This window comes from Actinomadura sp. HBU206391 (genome assembly GCF_014323665.1).
In the GTDB taxonomy this organism is placed as follows: Bacteria; Actinomycetota; Actinomycetes; order Streptosporangiales; family Streptosporangiaceae; genus Actinomadura_C.
In genome coordinates this window covers 12783-31232 of record NZ_JABVEB010000064.1, presented here as the reverse complement: position 1 = coordinate 31232, position 18450 = coordinate 12783, and the positions used below count along the sequence as shown (strand labels likewise).

The following is an 18450-nucleotide window of genomic DNA, read 5'->3' as shown; positions in this document are numbered from 1 at the left end:
TGGCCGCGGCCCGGGGCCGGCGCTGGGCTACAGGAGGGTGAGGCCGTCGGCGCCTGGGACGTCGGCGACCGGGCGCTGGGCCGGGCCGACGTAGCGGGCGCTCGGCCGGACCAGCCTGCCGGTGCGCTTCTGCTCCAGGATGTGCGCCGCCCATCCGGCCGTACGGGCACAGGTGAACATCGCGGGCATCATCGACGGGGGGACGTCGGCGAAGTCGAGGATGACGGCGGCCCAGAACTCGACGTTGGTCTCGATCGGGCGGTCCGGGCGGCGCTCGCGCAGCTCGGCCAGCGCAGCGTCCTCGAGGGCCTTGGCGGCCTCGTAGCGAGGCGCGTCGAGTTCCCTGGCGGTGCGGCGCAGCACCCGCGCACGCGGGTCCTCGGCGCGGTAGACCCGGTGACCGAAGCCCATCAGCCGCTCGTGGTTGTCGAGGATGTCGGTGACGACCTTGCGGGCGTCGCCGAGCTGCTCGACCTTCTCGATCATCGGCAGTACGCGGGCCGGGGCGCCGCCGTGCAGCGGACCGGACATCGCGCCGATGGCGCCGGACATCGCGGCCGCGACGTCGGCGCCGGTGGAGGCGATGACCCGGGCGGTGAAGGTCGAGGCGTTCATGCCGTGCTCGGCGGCGGACGTCCAGTAGGCGTCGATGGCCCTCACGTGCTGAGGGTCGGGCTCACCACGCCAGCGGACCATGAACCGCTCGGTGATCGTGCTGGCCTCGTTGATCCGCTCCTGCGGCACCATCGGCAGGCCGAGGGTGCGCGCGGACTGCGCGACGAACGAGAGCGCCGTCGCGGAGGCGCGGGCGAGATCCTCACGGGCCTGCTCGTCGGAGATGTCGAGCAGGGGCCGCATCCCGTACGTCGGTGCGATGGTGGGCAGCGCGCTCTGCACGTCCACACGTACGTCACCGGAGTGCACGGGGAGGAGGTACGGCTCCGCCGGCGCGAGCCCCGGGGTGAAGCTGTCGTCCACCAGGAGGCCCCACGTGTCCCCGAAGGAGACGCGGCCGACGAGGTCCTCGATGTCAACCCCGCGGTAGCGGAGGGACCCGCCTTCTTTGTCGGGCTCCGCGATCTCAGTCTCGAAGGCGACGACGCCCTCGAGGCCGGGTTTGAAGTCGGACATGTTTCGTCCTGCCTTTCGTCCCCACTTGTGGTGAAAACACGTTAAAGAACCATTCAACCCTGTCCGAGTTACCGCGCAGTACCGCGGGTCGTGTGAGATTGGCAATCCCCAGGTGAGAGGCTGGCCGACTGTGGAGCCCCCATCGCCCGACCCGGCTCACCTCAGGAGAGCCTACGAGGGTCATGGACTGATCGAGTCCCAGCTGGCAGCCGACCCGTTCGAGCAGTTCGCGCTGTGGTTCGCCGACGCGATCCGCGTCGGCCTGCCCGAACCGAACGCCATGGTGCTGTCGACCGCGTCGGCAGACGGGGAGCCGAGCGCGCGCACCGTGCTGCTCAAGGGATACGGCCCGGACGGCTTCCGGTTCTTCTCCAACCACGCGTCCCGCAAGGCGCAGGACCTCGCGGCCAACCCACGGGCGACGCTGGTCTTCCCCTGGCACCCCATGCACCGCCAGGTGATCGTCGCTGGAGCCGTGGAGCGGCTGCCGCAGGAGGAGTCCGCCGCCTACTTCCACTCTCGCCCGTACGGCTCGCGGCTCGGGGCCTGGGCCAGCGAGCGCCAGTCGTCGGTGGTCTCGTCCCGGGAGGAACTCGTGGCCCGCTACGCCAAGGCGGCGGAGGCCTGGCCGGAGCCGGGCCCGGTGCCGCTCCCGGACTTCTGGGGCGGCTACCTGGTCGTCCCCTCGACGGTCGAGTTCTGGCAGGGTGGGGCGGACCGACTGCACGACCGTCTCCGCTACCGCCGCGCCGGCGCGGGGTGGTCGGTGGAACGCCTTTCCCCGTAGACCCGATCGGGCTCAGCGGATGTGCCCATCGGTCGTGTCCGGTGGTTGTGCCCGGTGGTTGTGCCCAGTGGTTGTGCGCAGAGCCCACGTGGGGGTGGCGGGAGGAAGTAGACTCTGAGGGCGAGACTGGAGGGAAATGACCTCACACGGCCTGATCGATACAACGGAGATGTACCTCCGTACGGTCTTCGAGCTCGAAGAGGAGGGGATCGTACCCCTTCGCGCACGCATCGCCGAGCGCCTGTCACAGAGCGGCCCGACGGTGAGCCAGACGGTTGCGCGCATGGAGCGGGACGGCCTGCTCCGCGTCGAGGGCGACCGCCATCTGGAACTGACCGACTCCGGGCGCGGCCTGGCCACCCGTGTCATGCGCAAGCACCGTCTCGCCGAATGCCTTCTGGTCAACGTCATCGGGCTGCCCTGGGAGGACGTGCACATCGAGGCGTGCCGGTGGGAGCACGTGATGTCCGAGGAGGTCGAGCGGCGGCTGGTCGCGCTGCTCAACAACCCCACCCGCTGCCCGCACGGGAACCCCATCCCCGCGCTCGACGAACTCGGCGGTCAGTCCGAGGACGCCGCCTCGCAGGAGCCCTTGATCGCCATGACCCGGGTCGCCACGACGGCGGGCACACCGGCCGTCGTGCGCAGGATCAGCGAACAGGTCCAAAGCGACAGCGATTTGATGCTCAGACTCAAGCTTGTCGGGATACAACCCGGACGCGAGGTGATCCTGGCGATCAGCGACGATGGTGTGCGAGTGACGCGTGACGACGAGAGCAACAGTCCTGCGACCGAGCTGTCCCGCCACATCGCCGAGCACGTCTTCGTCACGAAGCGTTGAGAATCTCCCTCCGGTGCCCGTGGTCTGTACCGAAAATCTCCTTACCGAGGCGCTGTTCCCACGTATCCGGACCGCCCGCTCGTCGTTCAATACAGGGGAGGCCCGTGCAGTATCCGCGAAGTCGCGCCCGGTGACCGACGGCAAGGTGGCAGCCATATGAAGCGTTGGGGGGAATCGCCCTTCGAGGCCTTGTTGCCACCTGAGACCGTCCTGGGCCAGATGGAGATGGCGGTCATAGTCTGCGACCGCTTCAGCAACGTCATCTACGGCAACGCGTTCGCCTCGGAGCTGTTCGGCTTCGGTGAGGAGTTCGTCGGTCACTCGGTGCTCTCGCTGAGCATCGCCGAGGAGGACCACGACCAGGCCACCGAACTCGCCCGGCACGTACTCAAGGGCGGCGTCTGGGAGGGCACGTTCTGCACCGTGCGCTCGGACGGCAGCACCGTCTACACCCGCGCGCACGCCGTACCCCTGCGGCACCCTTCCGGTGCCATCGACGGCATTGTGATCTTCGCCCGCGAGGCGCTGCGCAGCAACCAGCGCGACCAGGACCGTTACGGCCTGCTGGAGCGGATCGGTGAGCGGCTGTCGGCCTCCCTGGAGCTGGAACAGACGCTGCGCCGCGTGGCCGACACCCTCGTACCGCAGTTCGCCGACCACGTCTTCATCGACCTGTTCGCCGGTGACCGGCTATTTCGCAGAGTCTCCCGGCACGCCGGCGGATGGTCGCCGCCGCCGGGCACGTGGGCCGAGATCGGCGAGCCGATCTTCTACCCGCCCGACCACTTCTGCGCCAAGGCGATGGCCCGGCGCGACGCCGTGCTCGTCGAGGACATCCTGCAGTACCGCTTCGCGGCTCCCAGCGAGTCCAGCCAGCGGCTCGGTGACGACATGGGCATCACCTCGGTGATCGCCGCCCCGCTGCTGGCCCGCGGTGAGCTCCTCGGGGTGATGAGCCTCGCGCTGTCCAACCTCACCAAGCGGAGCGATCCGCACTACGACGGCTTCGACCGCGACCTGGTCGGCGCCATCGCCAGCCGCGTCGCGCTGGCCATCGACAACGCCATGCTGTTCGAGGAGGAGCGCGAGACCGCGCTCGCCTTCCAGAAGAACCTGCTGCCCGGCGACGTGCCGCCCAAGCTCGACGGGCTCCAGATCGCATGGCGCTACGAGCCCGCCAAGCCGCTCGAGTCCCACGGCCACGGCATCCAGACCCAGGTGGGCGGCGACTGGTACGACGTCATCCCGCTGTCGGCGGGCCGGGTGGGCATCGTCATCGGCGATGTAGAAGGTCGTGGCGCCCGTGCCGCCGCCGTCATGGGACAGCTGCGCGCCGCCCTGCGCGCCTTCGCCCAGGACGACAAGTCGCCCGCCGACATCCTGCGCAAGCTCGACGAGTGGGTGCGCACGATGGCACGGCCCGAGCGGCCTCGCTACGGCGACGAGATCGCACGTCCGCCGCTCGTCTCATGTACCTACTTCGTCTACGACGCCTGGTCGCGCACGTTGTCGTTCGCGAACGCCGGCCATGACGCCCCGCTGCTCATCGTCGACGGCGAGGTCTCGGACCTGCAGCTGAACAGCAAGGGCGCGATGCTGGGCGTACGAAGTCCCGGCGTCGGGGGCGACATCCTGTTCAACGAGGAGACCTGCGAGCTCAAGCCGGGCTCCACCTTCGTGCTCTACACCGACGGGCTGATCGAGCGACGCCCCAAGGAGAACGGCGACTACTACACCCGTGAGCAGTCCCGCCAGATGCTGCGGGAGGCCGTCGCCGCGGTCGCCAGGCGCGATGTCGAGGCCGTCGCCGACGCCGCCTACCAGGCCGTCCCCGGCGACATAGACGACGACGCGGCCATCGTCGTCGTGCGCACGTCGGCCGAGGAGCTCGCGGTGGAGCAGCGCGCCTTCACGGCAGAGCCCATCATGGTCTCCGAGGCACGTCGGATGGCCGCCGAGACCTTCGCCGCCTGGGGCATGGTCGACGACAAGGCCGAGCTCGCCTGCCTGCTGGTATCCGAGGTCGTCACCAACGTCGTTCTGCACGCGGCCTCGCCGGCGCCGAGGCGAGAGCTCGTCCTCGAAGGCGCTCAGGTGTTCCCGTTCGACGAGACCCCCTGGGACCTCGGTGCTGACCTGCACCGCCGTGAACCGGTGTCCAAGGAGTTCCGGCTGCGGCTGCGCCGCGGCGCCGACTCGATCTGGGTCGAGGTGTTCGACTCCGACATGCGGCTGCCGCGCATCCGCAGCGCCGGAGAGACCGACGAGGGCGGGCGAGGGCTGTACCTCGTCGACCAGCTCGCCACCCGATGGGGGTCACGGCCGACCAAGGACGGCAAGGCCGTGTGGTTCGAACTGCCGTTGTGTTAATGGCCGCGCCTTGGGAAGTGACTTGATCGGGCTCGACGCCGGGAAGCCCGAGCGGGTCGCCGTACCGTAAGAGGATGAAGGCATGGGTGGTCGAGAGGCCGGGGGGCATGGCTACTAGGCCGCTGCGGCTGGTCGAGCGGGAGATGCCTGAGCCGGGGCCCGGGGAGCTGCTGGTGCGGGTACGGGCCTGCGGGGTGTGCCGTACGGATCTGCACGTCGCCGAGGGCGATCTGCCGCCGCACCTGCCCGGCGTCACGCCGGGGCACGAGATCGTCGGAGAGGTGGTCGACACCGGCTACGGCGTGCGGCGGTTCACCATCGGAGCCCGCGTCGGGGTGGCGTGGCTGCGGGGGACGTGCGGTTCGTGCACGTACTGCCGCCGGGGCGCGGAGAACCTGTGCGCGTCATCGCTCTATACCGGATGGGACGCGCACGGCGGGTACGCCGAGTTCACGGTCGCGCCGGAGGCGTACGTCTACGCGCTGCCACCGACCTGGAGCGATGTCGACGTCGCGCCGCTGCTGTGCGCGGGGATCATCGGCTACCGGGCGTTGCGCCGGGCTGCGCTGCCCCCGGGCGGGCGGCTCGGCATCTGGGGATTCGGCGGGTCGGCCCATCTCGCCGCTCAGGTCGCCCTCGCCGAGGGGGCCACGGTGCACGTCTTCACCCGGTCGGCGAAGGCGCGGTCGCTGGCGCTGTCACTCGGGGCGGCGTCCGCCGGCGACTCCTTCGACCCGGCGCCCGAGCCGCTCGACGCGGCGATCATGTTCGCGCCGGTCGGCGAGCTCGTGCCGGCCGCGCTGGAGCGGCTCGACCGGGGCGGCACGTTGGCGATCGCCGGAATCCACCTTTCCGACGTGCCGGTGCTCGGGTACCAGCGGCATCTGTTCCAAGAGCGGCAGATCCGGTCGGTCACTGCCAACACCCGCGCCGACGGTGAGGAGTTCCTGCGGCTCGCCGAACGGTTCGCACGGGGCGAGCCTCCGCGGCTCAAGGTCGAGACCACACCGTACGACCTGGCCGAGGCCGATCGGGCGCTCGCGGATCTGGCCGCGGACAAGGTGAACGGCGCCGCGGTCCTGGTCGTTCAGTAGTCGCCGGCGACGCGGGAGTGCGCCAGATCGGCGTCGGCGGGGTCCGCCCGTCCCGCCGGAGCCGCGGCGACATGGGCCAGTGTCTGCGTGAACCACAACTCGCCGCCGATCATTCGCGGCCTGACGCCCGTACGGGGGCCACCGTCGACCTCGGCGGTGAGCGCCTGGCGGAGCTGTACGGCGGCTCTCTCGTCGCCCGCGCCGGCCAGCCACGGCTCGGCGGGACGCTCGATGGTGAAGACGTCGAGGCGGCGGACCTCGGCGCCGGCGTCGGTGAGCAGACCGGTGAGCTCGTCCAACGACGGGGTGGTGGGATGGCCGGGGTCACGGAGCCGCTCGATCCGGTCCCGGTCGCCGATCGAGTCCCTGCGGATCAGATCGGCGATGATCAGTCGGCCCGTGGGGCCGCAGACACGGAGCATCTCGCGCAGGGACTGCCGCGCGTCGGGCAGGCGATACAGCGAGAACCGTACGGTGACCAGCGTGAAGGAGCCATTGCGGTACGGCAGGGCGCGGGCGTCGGCCCGGACCGTCACGGCCGGCGGGTCGGCCGGTGCCGTGGGCTGAGGGGCCGCGTCCACGACGGTCACGGCGCGGGTGCGGGAGGCCATCGCCTCGGCGAGTCGCCGGCCGCGCCGAGAGATGTCGAGGCAGACGTCGTCATGAGTCGGCTCGGCGAACTGCACCAGGCGGCTGAGATCGGTGCTCAGTGAACCGTCACTGACCGCCGCCTCCGTCCCGCGGGTCGTGTGCGGCACGTCTGGTCTCCCTCGTCGCCCGGCGTAAAGCCCTTATAGGTATGACTCCGAGAAGTGTGCGGAAGTTCAGGCCGATTTTGGCTAGTTGAGCGTTCGGCCGTACAGAGCAGCGACGACCAGCACGAATACGAGGATGACGGTCAGGTAGGCGGGCACCGGGAGCCGCATTCTCAGGCTGACCCACCGGATGCAGTACGCGCACAGGATCGCGATCACGATGAGCGAGATGAGACCGGTGCTCATGACGGCACCTCTGGCCGAACCTCTGACTGCACCGTGCCGGGCGGCTCGCCGAATCCGCACATGATCGCGTCGCCTCCTCCGGGGTGGTTCGTCGCCACCCTATGCCGTCGGTGCCGGGCCTCCATTATCGACAAGGTCGCCGTTACCGGACCGGTGCGTCGCGGTCGCGGGGTCAGGGCAGCGGGTCAGGATGGCGGGTAACTGGGTAGGTCTTCGTTGCCGTACGTAACCGGGGGATTGCGGGGATGACCGTCCAGCCTGACGACACCCCCTTCAGCACACGTGGCCTGTGGGCCACGTTGGGCGTCCTCACGACCGCCCTGATGCTGGCCGCGCTCGATCAGACGATCGTGTCGACGGCACTGCCGACGATCTCGAGTGAATTCGGCAGAACGAAACCGGAATGCTGGGTGATCACCGCGTATCTGCTCGCCCTGATCTCCTCCGCGGTGGTCTGGGGCAGGCTCGGTGATCAGTTCGGCCGCAAGCCGCTGTTCATGGTGGCCATCGTGGTCTTCCTTGCCGGGTCGGCGCTCTGCGGTCAGGCATGGAGTCTGGACTCGCTGATCTTCTTCCGAGCCCTGCAGGGGCTCGGTGGCGGTGGTGTCATCGTGCTGAGCCTGGCCATCGTGGGCGACCTCGTTTCGCATCGTGACCGCGGCCGGTACCAGGGGTTTCTCGGCGCGATCTACGGGGTGTGCAGCGTCGCCGGCCCGGTGCTCGGCGGGTTCTTCGTCGATCACCTGTCGTGGCGATGGATCTTCTTCATCAACCTGCCGCTCAGCGTGGTCATCCTCGCGTCGCTCGCGATCGTGCTCCCGCAGCGACCCGATTCCGAGCGGCGGCCGGTCGACTACGTGGGCATGGTGCTGCTCACCGCGGCCGTGTGCATCACGTTGCTGACCGTCCTGGGGGTGATCCGATACGGGTGGCCCCTCCGGAAGATCATCGAGCTCGGCTCGATGGCCGGGGCGGTGATCGTGGCATTGGTCCTCGCGTGGTGGTTCTCCGAGCGCCGGGCGCGTGAGCCCGTTCTGCCCCCACACCTGTTCCGCAACCCGGTCTTCGTCATGGCCGCCGCGATCCACTTCGTCGTCGGGTTCGTGTTGTTCGGCACCATCACCTACCTGCCGGCCTTCTTCCAGGCGGTGAGCGGAGCATCGGTGACGAGCTCGGGCGTCCTCCTACTGCCGATGGTGCTGGCCCTGCTCGCGACGTCGCTGGCGGCCGGATACCTGATCACTGCGACCGGCAGGTACCGGATCTACCCGATCGCCGGAATGGCGGTCACGGCATGGGCACTCCTGCTGTTCTCGAGCATGGACGATCTGACGTCGACGATGTGGGTGAGCCTCTATCTATGTCTGCTGGGGATCGGGCTGGGTCTGGTCGTGCAGGTGCCCCTGATCGCGGTACAGAACACGGTCGGTTACCGCGAGCTGGGTGTGGCCACCTCGGGCGTGATGCTGTTCCGGGTCATCGGCGCGCTGACGGGCATCACGGTCTTCAACGCCACGTTCAGCCGCCGGCTGGACGTTCGGGTGGCCGAAGCGCTGAGCGGGGTCGAGCTGCCTCGTGGATTCGATCCGGAATCCATCCAGCGGGACCCGAGGGTGCTGCATGAGCTTGCGCCGTCTTACCGAGCGGAGTTCATCGACGCCTACGCCCAGTCCTTCCACACGATGTTCGAGGTCGCGATCCCGATCGCACTGGCCGGGTTGGTGTTGGGGCTCTTCCTGAGGCAGGTGCCGCTGCGCACCACGGCGGCCGGCTCGGATCTGGGCCAGTGCCTGGGCGGCACGCCGTCCGCTCGCTCGTCGCGGGATGAGATCGAGCGCCTGCTCTTCCGGCTCATCCGGTCCGACCCCGAGGCCCGGCAGAAGATCCGGGACGTGTACCGGAACCTCGGCGCGAAGCTCGGTGTCGACTGCCCTTCGAACAGCCTGTGGATGCTGTGCCGCATCGCCAAACTCGGATCCGTCACCCCCGCCGAACTCGCCGACGCGGCCGGGGGCACGGTGGAAGAGGACCGCCCGTTCATCACCCGGCTCGTCGCCGAGGGCCTGGTCAACCAGGGCGACACGAATCTCGCGGTCACCGAAGCGGGCCAGACCGTCACGGAGCAACTGCACGACGCCATGCGGGAGGCCTTGGTCCAGTTGCTCGAAGGCTGGTCGCCGGAGGACTCACCCGAGCTGCTCGAACTGCTGGTCGGGCTGTCGCGAGAAGGCATGTGCGAAGCCGACCTGGCCCGCACCGACACGGCACCGCAGGCGAACTGACCGATCCGCCACGACTCCTCGAAGCGCTGCGATCCGGCGGCGGCACGCGGCCGGTCGGCTGAACGGTCCATGCTGGGGGAGAGGAGCCTCACACACGGTGTTGCGGCCGGATCGAGGTAACCTCATACTGACCGAATCCCGCTCGGTTTCTCGGACGGAAACCTACCTGACTTGGAGGCGTTGTGGCCGAGGCGTACATCGTCGGTGCGGTCCGTACCCCCGTGGGCACCAAGAAGGGTGCCCTCAAAGACGTCCACTCCGCCGACCTCGGTGCTCACGTGCTCAAGGAGCTCGTGAACCGTACGGGGATCGACCCGGCGGCCGTGGAAGACGTGATCATGGGCTGTGTCATGCAGGTCGGCGCACAGACCCTCGACATCGCCCGCACCGCCTGGCTGTCCGCGGGGCTGCCGGAGAACGTGCCGGGCGTCACCATCGACCGGCAGTGCGGGTCGTCCCAGCAGTCCATCCACTTCGCCGCCCAGGCCGTGCTGTCGGGCACCCAGGACCTGGTCGTGGCCGCCGGCGTCGAGAACATGGCCATGGTGCCGATGGGCGCCTCCGTCGCGCCGAACACCGGCCTGCCGTGGGGCGAGGGCTGGGCCGAGCGCTACGGCAAGCAGGAGGTCTCCCAGTTCCGCGGCGCTCAGCTCATGTGCGAGAAGTGGGGCTTCAAGCGCGGTGACCTGGAGGCCTTCGCGCTGGAGAGCCACCGGCGTGCGGTCAAGGCCATCGAGGCCGGATACTTCGATCGGGAGATCGCTCCCGTGGCCGGGCTGACCAAGGACGAGGGCGCTCGCGCCGACACCTCGCTGGAGAAGATGGCCGGTCTCAACGTCCTGCGCGAGGGCTGGGAGATCACCGCGGCCGTGGCGTCGCAGATCTCGGTCGGCGCGTCGGCACTTCTCATCGCCTCAGAGGAGGCCGTCAAGCAGCACAGCCTCACGCCCCGGGCGCGCATTCACACGCTCTCGGTGTGCGGCTCGGACCCGGTGTACATGCTGACCGGCCCGATCCCGGCGACCGAGAAGGCGCTGAAGCGCGCCGGGCTGTCCATCGACGACATCGATGTCTTCGAGGTCAATGAGGCGTTCGCCCCGGTGCCGCTGGCGTGGGCCAAGGAGACCGGCGCCTCGCTCGAGAAGACCAACCCGAACGGCGGCGCCATCGCACTCGGTCACCCGCTCGGCGCGACGGGCGGCGTGCTCATGACCAAGCTGGTGCACGAACTGGAGCGCACCGGCGGCCGTTACGGCCTGCAGACGATGTGCGAGGGCGGCGGCCAGGCCAATGCCACCATCATCGAACGCGTCTGACCCCGCCCAGGTGTCTTCTCGATGCTGCGTACGGCGGGCGGGCGGTCATGGCCGGACGGGGAGGGCGAGTTCTTCGAGGACTTTCGCGGGGCGTTCCTCGGCGAGGAAGTGGCCGCAGTCCCCGATCATCGTCCCGGTCACGTCCTCGGCGTAGTCGCCCCAGATCGCGACAGGGTCGAGGGCCTGCAGGAAGCTGTGCTCTCCCCAGAGGACCCGCACCGGCATCGTCAGCCGGCGCCCCGCGTCGGCCTCGTCGTGTTCCGCGTCGCCCGGGAAGGCGGCGCGGTAGTCGGCGAAGCCGGCTCGGGCCGCGCCGACCGTTGAGAACGCACGGACGTACTCCTCGACGTCCTCGTCCGGCAGCGGGACGTGCGCCCACTGGCGGATCATGTGGCGGACGTACGCGCCGATGTCGATGAGCTCCGGCAGGTCCGGCTGCAGGTGGAACAGCCAGTGCCAGGTGCGCCGGGCCAGGTCGGCGTCCATCCGCCGCCACATCTCCCGGGTCGGGATGATGTCCATGACGATGAGTCGGTCCACGTCGCCGGGGTGGTCGAGCGCCCAGCGGTGCGCGACCCGGGCGCCCCGGTCATGGCCGATCACGGTCGCCGGGCCGAAGCCGAGAGAGCCCACCAGGCGGTGCAGGTCGTCGGCCATCGTGCGCTTGTCGTATCCGTCGGCGGGTCTGTCGGTACGGCCGTATCCGCGCAGGTCGGGGGCTACCACCGTGTGGTGCTCGCTCAGCGGTCCCATCAGGTGACGCCAGCAGTGACCGGTCTGCGGCCAGCCGTGCAGAAGCACGATCAGCGGTCCCTCGCCCGCCATGCGGTAGTGCATCCGGATTCCGTTGACGAGTGCGATCGCCATCTATAACCCCTTCAGTCGGTTAGGTTCTAACCTTATGATGTGGTTAGTGGAGGGAGTGCGCAAGATGCCCGAGGGTTGGATCTGGGACGGCGGCCGGCCGTGCGTCGATCTCCTGAACACGCTGCGCGACCGGATGTCCGGTGGTCGCGAGACCCTGTGGACGCCCGCGGATCTGTCGGCCTGGCTGGAGGAGGCCGGGCTGCTGGAGGGCGTACGGGGGGACGCCGGACCGCTGGAGGACGGCGGGGTCGAGGCAGGACCGGCGCGGACGCCCACATCGGCCAGGGCCACCGAGCGGGACCTGCTCTCGGCCCGTGAACTGCGCGCCGCCGTCGACACGGCCGCGTTCGCGGTCATCGAGGAGCGGCCCGTGCCGGAAGGCGTGGTGGCGACGATCAACGCGTCGGCCTCCGCGGTGTCGATGGCGCCGTCGCTCGCCTTGGACGCGCGCGGACGGCCGGTGCTCACGCGCAATCCGTCCGCCGCCGTGCCCACCGCGCTGGCCGAGATCGCGGTCGACGCGATCGGCCTGCTCACCGATGGCGAACTCACCAGGCTGCGGGTGTGCGCGGCCGACGACTGCGGGGTCAGGTTCCTTGACCGCTCACCCGCCCGCAATCGCCAGTGGTGCTCGATGCGCCGTTGCGGCAACCGTACGAAGGCACGCCGCCACTACGCCCGCGGACGCGACTGAAGCGGGCGCGGCCGAAGAGGCCTGTCCGGGTCGGGGCGTGCCCTGGTCGGTGCTCCTGGCGAGCGCCTTGGTCAGCGGCCGGTGAACTCGGGCGACCGCTTCTCCAGGAAGGCCGTGATTCCCTCCTTGGCGTCCTCGGTCTCGGCGACCACGACGAGCCGGCCGAGCAGATGCGCGATCTGGTCGTCGAAGGGCAGCCCCTCGATGGCGAAGAACGCGTCTCTGCCGTGCCGCAGCCCCACCGGGCTCTTGGCCGCGATGGCCCGGGCCAGCTCGTCCACTCGCGCGTCGAGCCCGTCGCGGGGCACCGCCTCGGTGACCAGGCCGACGTCGACGCCCTCGCGCGCATTGATCGTCTGGCCGGTGTAGTACAGCTTGAACGCCTGCTTGGGTGCGACGTTGCGGTTGATGATCGCCATGATCATCATGGGCCAGAGGCCGACGTTGACCTCGGGGGTGCCGAGCTTCACGTCATCGGCGGCGATCACGAGGTCGCACGACGCGGCGAGGCCGAGCCCGCCGGCGATGGCGTGCCCGGCCAGCCGCGCGATGATCGGCTTGCCCAGGGTGGGGAAGGCGGTGAACAGCCGGTACGCCGGGCTGTCGTGGATCGCGTCGATGGAGGAAGCGCGCCCGCCCGCCCTGTCACCCGCAGAGTCGCCTGTGGCATCATCCGGGCCCTGAGCGTCGACCCCCGCGATCGAGCGGCCCGCGCGCCGCGCCCGGTCGGCGCCGCCGAGGTCGGCCCCGGCGCAGAAGGCCCGATCACCGGTGCCGGTCAGGACGATCACCCGGATCCGGTCGTCGGCCCTGGCCCGGTCGAACGCGTCGAGCAGCTCCTCGATCATGAGGTCGTTCAACGCGTTGCGGGCGTCCGGCCGGTTCAGCGTGATCCGCGCGATCCGGTCCCCGACCTGGTAGACGATGGCCTCGTACATGCTCACCCTTCAGCCGATGGTGCGGTGCACGTTCTCCCGCTCCGCCGGTCCCGGCTCCGCGTCGGCGATCCAGGGCCCGGGGATCGACGGGTCGAGCACACCCTCTTCTGCCCAGGAATACTGGCCGTTCAGTAGCCGCTCGGCCAACCGAACGTCGAGCGCGTCGGTGTTACGCCACAGCGCGTCGAAGAGCTCCTCGGTCCGGATCCGCGCCTGCCGGCAGAACGCGTCGGCCAGCTCGTACGCGGAGCGGGCCCGCGACGGGTCCTCTTCGGCCTCCTTGACGGCACGCACGCAGACGGCGCTGATCGCGAACAGCTCGGCTCCGATGTCGACCATCCGGCCGAGGAAGCCCTGTTTGCGCTCCAGCCGTCCCTGCCACCGGCTCGCCCCATAGAAGATCGACCGGGCGAGTTTGCGCGAGGCGCGCTCGGCGTAGCGCAGGTGGCCGGCCAGCGGGCCGAATTCGGCGTACGCCCCTGGGCGCTGGCCGGAGCCGACCACCAGGGTCGGGAGCCACTTGGCGTAGAACCCGCCGGCCTTGGCGACGGCGCGGGTCTTCTGCTGCCCGGTGGCCTCCGGGTCGATGAGATCGCCGGCCACGGACAGATGGGTGTCCACCGCCTCGCGGGCGATGAGCAGCCGCATGATCTCCGAGGACCCCTCGAAGATCCGGTTGATGCGCAGATCGCGCAGGATCTGCTCGGCGGGTACCCCGCGCTCGCCCCGGGCGGCCAGTGATTCCGCCGTCTCGTAGCCACGCCCCCCGCGGACCTGTACGAGCTCGTCGGCGATCCGGCAGGCCATCTCGGAGGCGTACAGCTTGGCGAGCGCCGCCTCGATGCGGATGTCGTTGCGCTCGTCGTCGGCCAGCTGGCTGGACAGGTCGACCATCGCCTCCAGGGCGTAGGAGGTCGCGGCGATGAACGAGAGCTTCTTGGCGATCGCCTCGTGCCTGCCGATCGGATGGCCCCACTGCACCCGCGCCTTGGACCACTCGCGAGCGATCTTGGTCGACCATTTGCCGGCGGCCGCGCAGAAGGCCGGGAGCGACAGCCGCCCGGTGTTCAGCGTGGTGAGGGCGATCTTGAGACCGGCGCCCTCCCTGCCTATGAGGTTGGCGGCGGGCACCCGTACGTCGTGGAACCGGGTCACGCCGTTCTCGATGCCCCGAAGCCCCATGAAGGCGTTGCGGTTCTCGACGGTGATTCCGGTCGAACGTGCCTCCACGACGAATGCCGAGATCCCGCCCCGGTGCCCCTCCGAGGCGGGCACCCGGGCCATGACCACGAGCAGGTCGGCCACGACGCCGTTGGTCGTCCACAGCTTGACCCCGTTGAGCACATACTCGCTGTCGTCCTCGGACGGGACCGCCGTCGCGTGCAGCCGCGCCGGGTCGGATCCGACATCGGGCTCGGTGAGCAGGAACGCGCTGATCTCCTCCACGCAACGGGGCAGGAAGGCGCGCTTCTGCTCAGCGGTGCCGAACAGGTTGATCGGCTGGGGGACGCCGATCGACTGGTGGGCGGAGAGCATCGCGCCCAGCGCCGCGTTGGCCGAGCCGACGATCATGAGGGCGCGGTTGTAGTAGTAGTGGGTGAGGCCGAGCCCTCCGTACTCTTCGGGGATCTTCATGCCGAAGGCCCCGATCTCCTTGAGCCCGCCCACCACGTCGTCGGGGATGCGGGCGTCGCGCTCGATGGCGATCGGGTCGATCTTGGAGGCGCAGAAGTCCCGCAGCCGGGTGAGGAATTCCTCTCCCCTGCGGCGCGCCTCGTCGTCCGACCGCGGATGCGGGTGGATGAGCTCCAGGCGGAAGTCGCCGAGGAAGAGCTGCTTGCCGAAGCTGGGCAGTCGCCATTCGGTCTCGCGCGCCTCCTCGGCGACCTTGCGTGCGGTGCGTTCGTCGACGTTGGCGCTCTGGTGATTCATGCCGACCCCTCCTGTCGGGTGTCGCATGCTCTGGTGAAGTTACGCGTGAGTTATACCCGTCAGTAGCCCATGGATTCGAGGTTGCGCACCTTCGGTTCGTGACGTCCCTGTGACCGGTATCCGTAAAGGGCTTGACCGAGGCCGGTCGGGGCGATTCTCTTCTCCGTGATGGAAGAGGGACGCAAACCCACGCTCATCGCCTCGGTACGACGAGCGCTGCATCTCATGGAGGCGGTGGCCTCGCATCCCGGCGGCGCGCCCGCCAAGCAACTCGCCCGTGAGGTCAGGCTGCCGCTGGCGACCACCTACCACCTGCTCCGCACCCTCGCGTACGAGGGCTATGCCAACCGGCTGGCCGACGGACTGTGGGTGCTCGGCGACCGGCTCGAGGCGCTGCGCGTCCAGAGCCGGTCGCAGGCCCTGCTGACCCGCATCCGGCCGACGTTGACCGCTCTGCGCGATGAGCTCGGGATGGCGTCGTACTTCGGGCTGCACGAGGACGGCGAGATCCGCGTCATCGACATCGCCGACGGTCCACGGGCCCCTCGGGTCGATCTGTGGGTCGGCTTCGACGAGGCGGCGCACGCGACCGCGATCGGCAAGTGCGTGCTGGCCCAGCTGGACGAGCGGACTCGGCAGGACTACCTCGCCAGGCATCCACTGGTGGAGCTGACGCCCAACACGATCACCGATCCGCGCGAGCTCGCCCGGCGGCTGCGGCTGTGCCGGGAGCTCACCCTCGACCGTGAGGAGTACGCGATCGGCACCGGCTGCGCGGCGGTTCCGGTCGTCGACGCCACCAGCACGGTGGTCGGCACGCTCGCGGTCTCGTGCGGTACGGCCAAGCTGCCGAAGATCGAGGCTTCGTTGCACCGGATGCGCGCCTCAGCGGCCCGCATTCAGCGGACACTTTCTCTCACGATATGAAAGTCTTACCGTCGCGGGACTAGGGGATCCCGGCCAGGTGGTCGCCCACTACCTGGGGCACAGCCACGGATGCGGTGTGATGGGGCGGACATCGGATCATCGGGCTTTTGCTCCAGCGGCCCGGGCTGCCGATAGTCTTGCCCGATGCCTGGCTGAGCCGGCAGACATCCACAGCCTCTCGGCAGTCCGAAGAGCGCACCCCAGCGAGCGGAACGTATGCAGTCACCACCGAAGAAGAACCTCGTCGCCCGTAGCCTCGTCAAGCTTCTCGGCAGCCGCCGGCCGGCCGCCCCGACCGCCGGTGAGGGGGAGATGATCCAGCCGGCCGCGGGAGAAGGGGCGCTGGAGAACCATCTCGGTGGTGACGAGGCCCGAAACTACCGGCAGTACGAATACGACATGGTCGCCCCGCACGTGGGCAGTTCCCTGCTCGAGGTCGGCTCGGGTCTCGGGCACTTCTCGGAACAGTTCGCCGGCCGGCTCGACTATCTCGTGGTCAGCGACAATGACCCGTTCTGTGTCGGCGAGCTGCGCAAGCGCTACACCGGCGACGACGAGGTCGAGGTGCTCGACCTGGCGCTGCCCGCGGACATCCAGATCAAGCGCAAGGTCGACACCGTCGTCATGATGAACGTCCTCGAGCACATCAAGGACGACGTGCAGGCGCTCAAGGACCTGGCCTCGATCGTGGAGCCCGGCGGCCGCATTGTGATCTGGGTGCCCGGCTACATGCAGCTTTATGGTGACTTCGACCGAAAGGTCGGGCATGTCACCCGTTACACCCCTAAGACTCTGGAGGCCTCGGTGCGGGCCGCCGGCCTCGAGCCCGCCGTGCTCAAGCCGATCAACTTTCTCGGAGGCATCGCCTGGTGGCTGGCCGTCCGCCGTGGCGGCGCGGGCTATCCCGACCCCAGGCTGGTCAAGGTCTACGACCGTACGGTGATCCCGACCACTCGGATGCTCGAGCGAGTGATCAAGCCGCCGTTCGGCCAGACCGTCTTCTGCGTCGCCCGCGTACCCGGCTGAGCGGCGTTCGGCGGCCTCGCCGCCGAGTCGGGGAAACGCGGCGCCACCAGCGGAAAAATAGGTAACCCACATAGGGCATCGTCCCGATGCCCCGAACGCGTCCGCTACCGCAGACTCCGAGTGGCCACATGGGTCACCGACCGCTCCGGTGATCAGAGGCGGCACCGTGCCCCCTGGACCGCCCCACCGGACGACCGGCCCCGTCACCCGTGCGGCCAGACCGTTTCGGTGGCGGGAGCGTGGGAGGGGAGGCTCCTGCCACCGAATCCCCGTCACCGGGTGAGGGTGAGCGCCACTACGCCGGCGAAGACCAGCACCGCTCCCGCGCCGGCCGTCAGGGCCGGCCGGGGCCGCCGGGGCCGCCCGGGTTCCGGCGGCGCGATGGCGGGTCGCCGCGAGGCCGGCCACCAGGACAGGGCGACGACGAACAGGATGCCCGTCTCGCGGACCGCCGCGACGGCGGGCACCTGTCCGGCGGTCACCGTCGCCAGCGCGGCCAGCACGAGGCCGTACGCGCCGAAGACGCCGAGCCCGACCACGAACGTCGACGGCCGCAGTTCGGCGCGCAGAGCGGCCACGCCGCGTCCCGCGGCCGTCCGGGCCACGAGCATGACGGCGGCGACCGGCACCATGGTCAGCCAGAGGTAGGTCGCGGGATCGGCGTGCCGCACGCCGACGGAATCGACGAACGTGTACCCCGCGACGCAGATCGCCACCGGAACCGCGTACCCCAGCGCGCGGCGGTCGGCCGAGCCTCGCGTGGTGAGCAGGATCCCGGCGCTGATCGCGCCGACCCCCAGGCCGGCCCAGAGCGGCGGCCGCGCGCCGGTGACCAGGGCGGCGGGCAGCAGCAGCACAGGGGCCAGGCCGCGCGCCACCGGATAGGCGGCATGTGCGGGTGCGCGGGTGTAGGCCAGGTTCAGCGCGGCGAAGTACATCAGCTCGAAAGCCGCCGACAGCAGCACGTACGGCCACACGCCGGAGTCGACGCGCCAGCGGGCCAGCGCGACCGGAGCCAAGGCGATGAGCCCCAGCGCGAGTGCGACCGCGGTCGTGTCGTGCCCCCGGGGCACCCGGGCGAGCAGCACGTTCCACGAGGCGTGGAGCAGCGCCGAGGCGAGCACCAGAAGCAGAGCCGCCGGCGGCAGGCCGGCCGGGGTCACCGCCGCTTCCCGCGCCGAGGCGCCCTGCGGTGGCCGCACGCCCCACCGGCCACGACCGCCGCCACCCTCAACGCATCCTCA

Annotated in this window: 16 protein-coding genes; 9 read left to right on the top strand and 7 right to left on the bottom strand. The window is 69.8% G+C overall.

Annotation, left to right across the window (positions count from 1 at the left end):
• Positions 1–27: 27 nt before the first annotated feature.
• Entirely contained in the window at positions 28–1131 is a 1104-nt protein-coding gene (locus tag HKK72_RS19825; RefSeq protein ID WP_187235885.1) for a citrate synthase 2, read from the bottom strand.
• Positions 1132–1261: 130 nt separating this feature from the next.
• On the opposite strand from HKK72_RS19825, the gene pdxH reads away from it, so the two are divergent.
• The 4 genes from pdxH to HKK72_RS19805 all read left to right on the top strand — a co-directional run bounded on the left by pdxH (position 1262) and on the right by HKK72_RS19805 (position 6223).
• Entirely contained in the window at positions 1262–1918 is a 657-nt protein-coding gene (gene pdxH, locus HKK72_RS19820; protein ID WP_187235884.1) for a pyridoxamine 5'-phosphate oxidase, read from the top strand.
• A gap of 136 nt (positions 1919–2054) precedes the next feature.
• Positions 2055–2759, top strand: coding sequence for a metal-dependent transcriptional regulator (locus HKK72_RS19815; protein WP_187235883.1), 705 nt, complete (start codon positions 2055–2057; stop codon positions 2757–2759).
• Positions 2760–2915: 156 nt separating this feature from the next.
• Entirely contained in the window at positions 2916–5129 is a 2214-nt protein-coding gene (locus HKK72_RS19810) for a SpoIIE family protein phosphatase (RefSeq protein WP_187235882.1), read from the top strand.
• Positions 5130–5203: 74 nt separating this feature from the next.
• Positions 5204–6223, top strand: a complete 1020-nt coding sequence (locus tag HKK72_RS19805; RefSeq protein ID WP_187235881.1) for a zinc-dependent alcohol dehydrogenase family protein — start codon at positions 5204–5206, stop codon at positions 6221–6223.
• On the opposite strand, the gene HKK72_RS19800 is transcribed toward HKK72_RS19805, so the two are convergent.
• Positions 6217–6981: a class I SAM-dependent methyltransferase gene (locus HKK72_RS19800; protein ID WP_187235880.1), complete on the bottom strand. Its 765-nt coding sequence runs from the start codon at positions 6979–6981 to the stop codon at positions 6217–6219. The genes HKK72_RS19805 and HKK72_RS19800 overlap by 7 nt on opposite strands.
• Before the next feature lie 81 nt (positions 6982–7062).
• Positions 7063–7224: a hypothetical protein gene (locus HKK72_RS19795; RefSeq protein ID WP_187235879.1), complete on the bottom strand. Its 162-nt coding sequence runs from the start codon at positions 7222–7224 to the stop codon at positions 7063–7065.
• Between the two features lie 245 nt (positions 7225–7469).
• Between HKK72_RS19795 and HKK72_RS19790 the strand changes: the two genes are divergently transcribed.
• Together HKK72_RS19790 and HKK72_RS19785 are read left to right on the top strand one after the other, a co-directional pair.
• Positions 7470–9506: an MFS transporter gene (locus HKK72_RS19790; RefSeq protein WP_187235878.1), complete on the top strand. Its 2037-nt coding sequence runs from the start codon at positions 7470–7472 to the stop codon at positions 9504–9506.
• 182 nt (positions 9507–9688) lie between these two features.
• A complete protein-coding gene (locus HKK72_RS19785) occupies positions 9689–10822 on the top strand; it encodes an acetyl-CoA C-acetyltransferase (protein WP_187235877.1) in 1134 nt (377 codons plus the stop codon).
• A gap of 45 nt (positions 10823–10867) precedes the next feature.
• Here the strand turns inward: HKK72_RS19785 and HKK72_RS19780 are convergent, their stop codons facing one another.
• Positions 10868–11689 (bottom strand): alpha/beta fold hydrolase, encoded by an 822-nt coding sequence (locus HKK72_RS19780; protein WP_187235876.1) that lies wholly within the window; start codon positions 11687–11689, stop codon positions 10868–10870.
• Positions 11690–11753: 64 nt separating this feature from the next.
• Between HKK72_RS19780 and HKK72_RS19775 the strand changes: the two genes are divergently transcribed.
• Positions 11754–12383, top strand: coding sequence for a CGNR zinc finger domain-containing protein (locus tag HKK72_RS19775; protein ID WP_187235875.1), 630 nt, complete (start codon positions 11754–11756; stop codon positions 12381–12383).
• A gap of 71 nt (positions 12384–12454) precedes the next feature.
• Here HKK72_RS19775 and HKK72_RS19770 read toward each other — a convergent pair whose 3' ends face one another.
• Positions 12455–13321 (bottom strand): enoyl-CoA hydratase/isomerase family protein, encoded by an 867-nt coding sequence (locus tag HKK72_RS19770; RefSeq protein ID WP_261986986.1) that lies wholly within the window; start codon positions 13319–13321, stop codon positions 12455–12457.
• Between the two features lie 9 nt (positions 13322–13330).
• Entirely contained in the window at positions 13331–15253 is a 1923-nt protein-coding gene (locus HKK72_RS19765) for an acyl-CoA dehydrogenase family protein (RefSeq protein WP_187235873.1), read from the bottom strand.
• Between the two features lie 168 nt (positions 15254–15421).
• Here HKK72_RS19765 and HKK72_RS19760 point away from each other — a divergent pair, with 168 nt between their 5' ends.
• Positions 15422–16180, top strand: a complete 759-nt coding sequence (locus tag HKK72_RS19760) for an IclR family transcriptional regulator (RefSeq protein WP_187235872.1) — start codon at positions 15422–15424, stop codon at positions 16178–16180.
• 216 nt (positions 16181–16396) lie between these two features.
• On the top strand, positions 16397–17206 hold the full coding sequence (locus HKK72_RS19755; RefSeq protein WP_187235871.1) for a class I SAM-dependent methyltransferase: 810 nt from the start codon (positions 16397–16399) through the stop codon (positions 17204–17206).
• 272 nt (positions 17207–17478) lie between these two features.
• Here the strand turns inward: HKK72_RS19755 and HKK72_RS19750 are convergent, their stop codons facing one another.
• Positions 17479–18408, bottom strand: a complete 930-nt coding sequence (locus HKK72_RS19750; RefSeq protein ID WP_187235870.1) for a hypothetical protein — start codon at positions 18406–18408, stop codon at positions 17479–17481.
• Positions 18409–18450: the final 42 nt, after the last annotated feature.

Coding starts and splice junctions, on each gene's coding strand:
- HKK72_RS19780 (WP_187235876.1), bottom strand. CDS start 11,689: ATGGCGATCGCACTCGTCAACGGAATCCGGATGCACTACCGCATGGCG.
- HKK72_RS19810 (WP_187235882.1), top strand. CDS start 2,916: ATGAAGCGTTGGGGGGAATCGCCCTTCGAGGCCTTGTTGCCACCTGAG.
- HKK72_RS19760 (WP_187235872.1), top strand. CDS start 15,422: ATGGAAGAGGGACGCAAACCCACGCTCATCGCCTCGGTACGACGAGCG.
- HKK72_RS19765 (WP_187235873.1), bottom strand. CDS start 15,253: ATGAATCACCAGAGCGCCAACGTCGACGAACGCACCGCACGCAAGGTC.
- HKK72_RS19770 (WP_261986986.1), bottom strand. CDS start 13,321: ATGTACGAGGCCATCGTCTACCAGGTCGGGGACCGGATCGCGCGGATC.
- HKK72_RS19775 (WP_187235875.1), top strand. CDS start 11,754: ATGCCCGAGGGTTGGATCTGGGACGGCGGCCGGCCGTGCGTCGATCTC.
- HKK72_RS19755 (WP_187235871.1), top strand. CDS start 16,397: ATGCAGTCACCACCGAAGAAGAACCTCGTCGCCCGTAGCCTCGTCAAG.
- HKK72_RS19795 (WP_187235879.1), bottom strand. CDS start 7,224: ATGAGCACCGGTCTCATCTCGCTCATCGTGATCGCGATCCTGTGCGCG.
- HKK72_RS19790 (WP_187235878.1), top strand. CDS start 7,470: ATGACCGTCCAGCCTGACGACACCCCCTTCAGCACACGTGGCCTGTGG.
- HKK72_RS19825 (WP_187235885.1), bottom strand. CDS start 1,131: ATGTCCGACTTCAAACCCGGCCTCGAGGGCGTCGTCGCCTTCGAGACT.
- HKK72_RS19805 (WP_187235881.1), top strand. CDS start 5,204: ATGAAGGCATGGGTGGTCGAGAGGCCGGGGGGCATGGCTACTAGGCCG.
- HKK72_RS19815 (WP_187235883.1), top strand. CDS start 2,055: ATGACCTCACACGGCCTGATCGATACAACGGAGATGTACCTCCGTACG.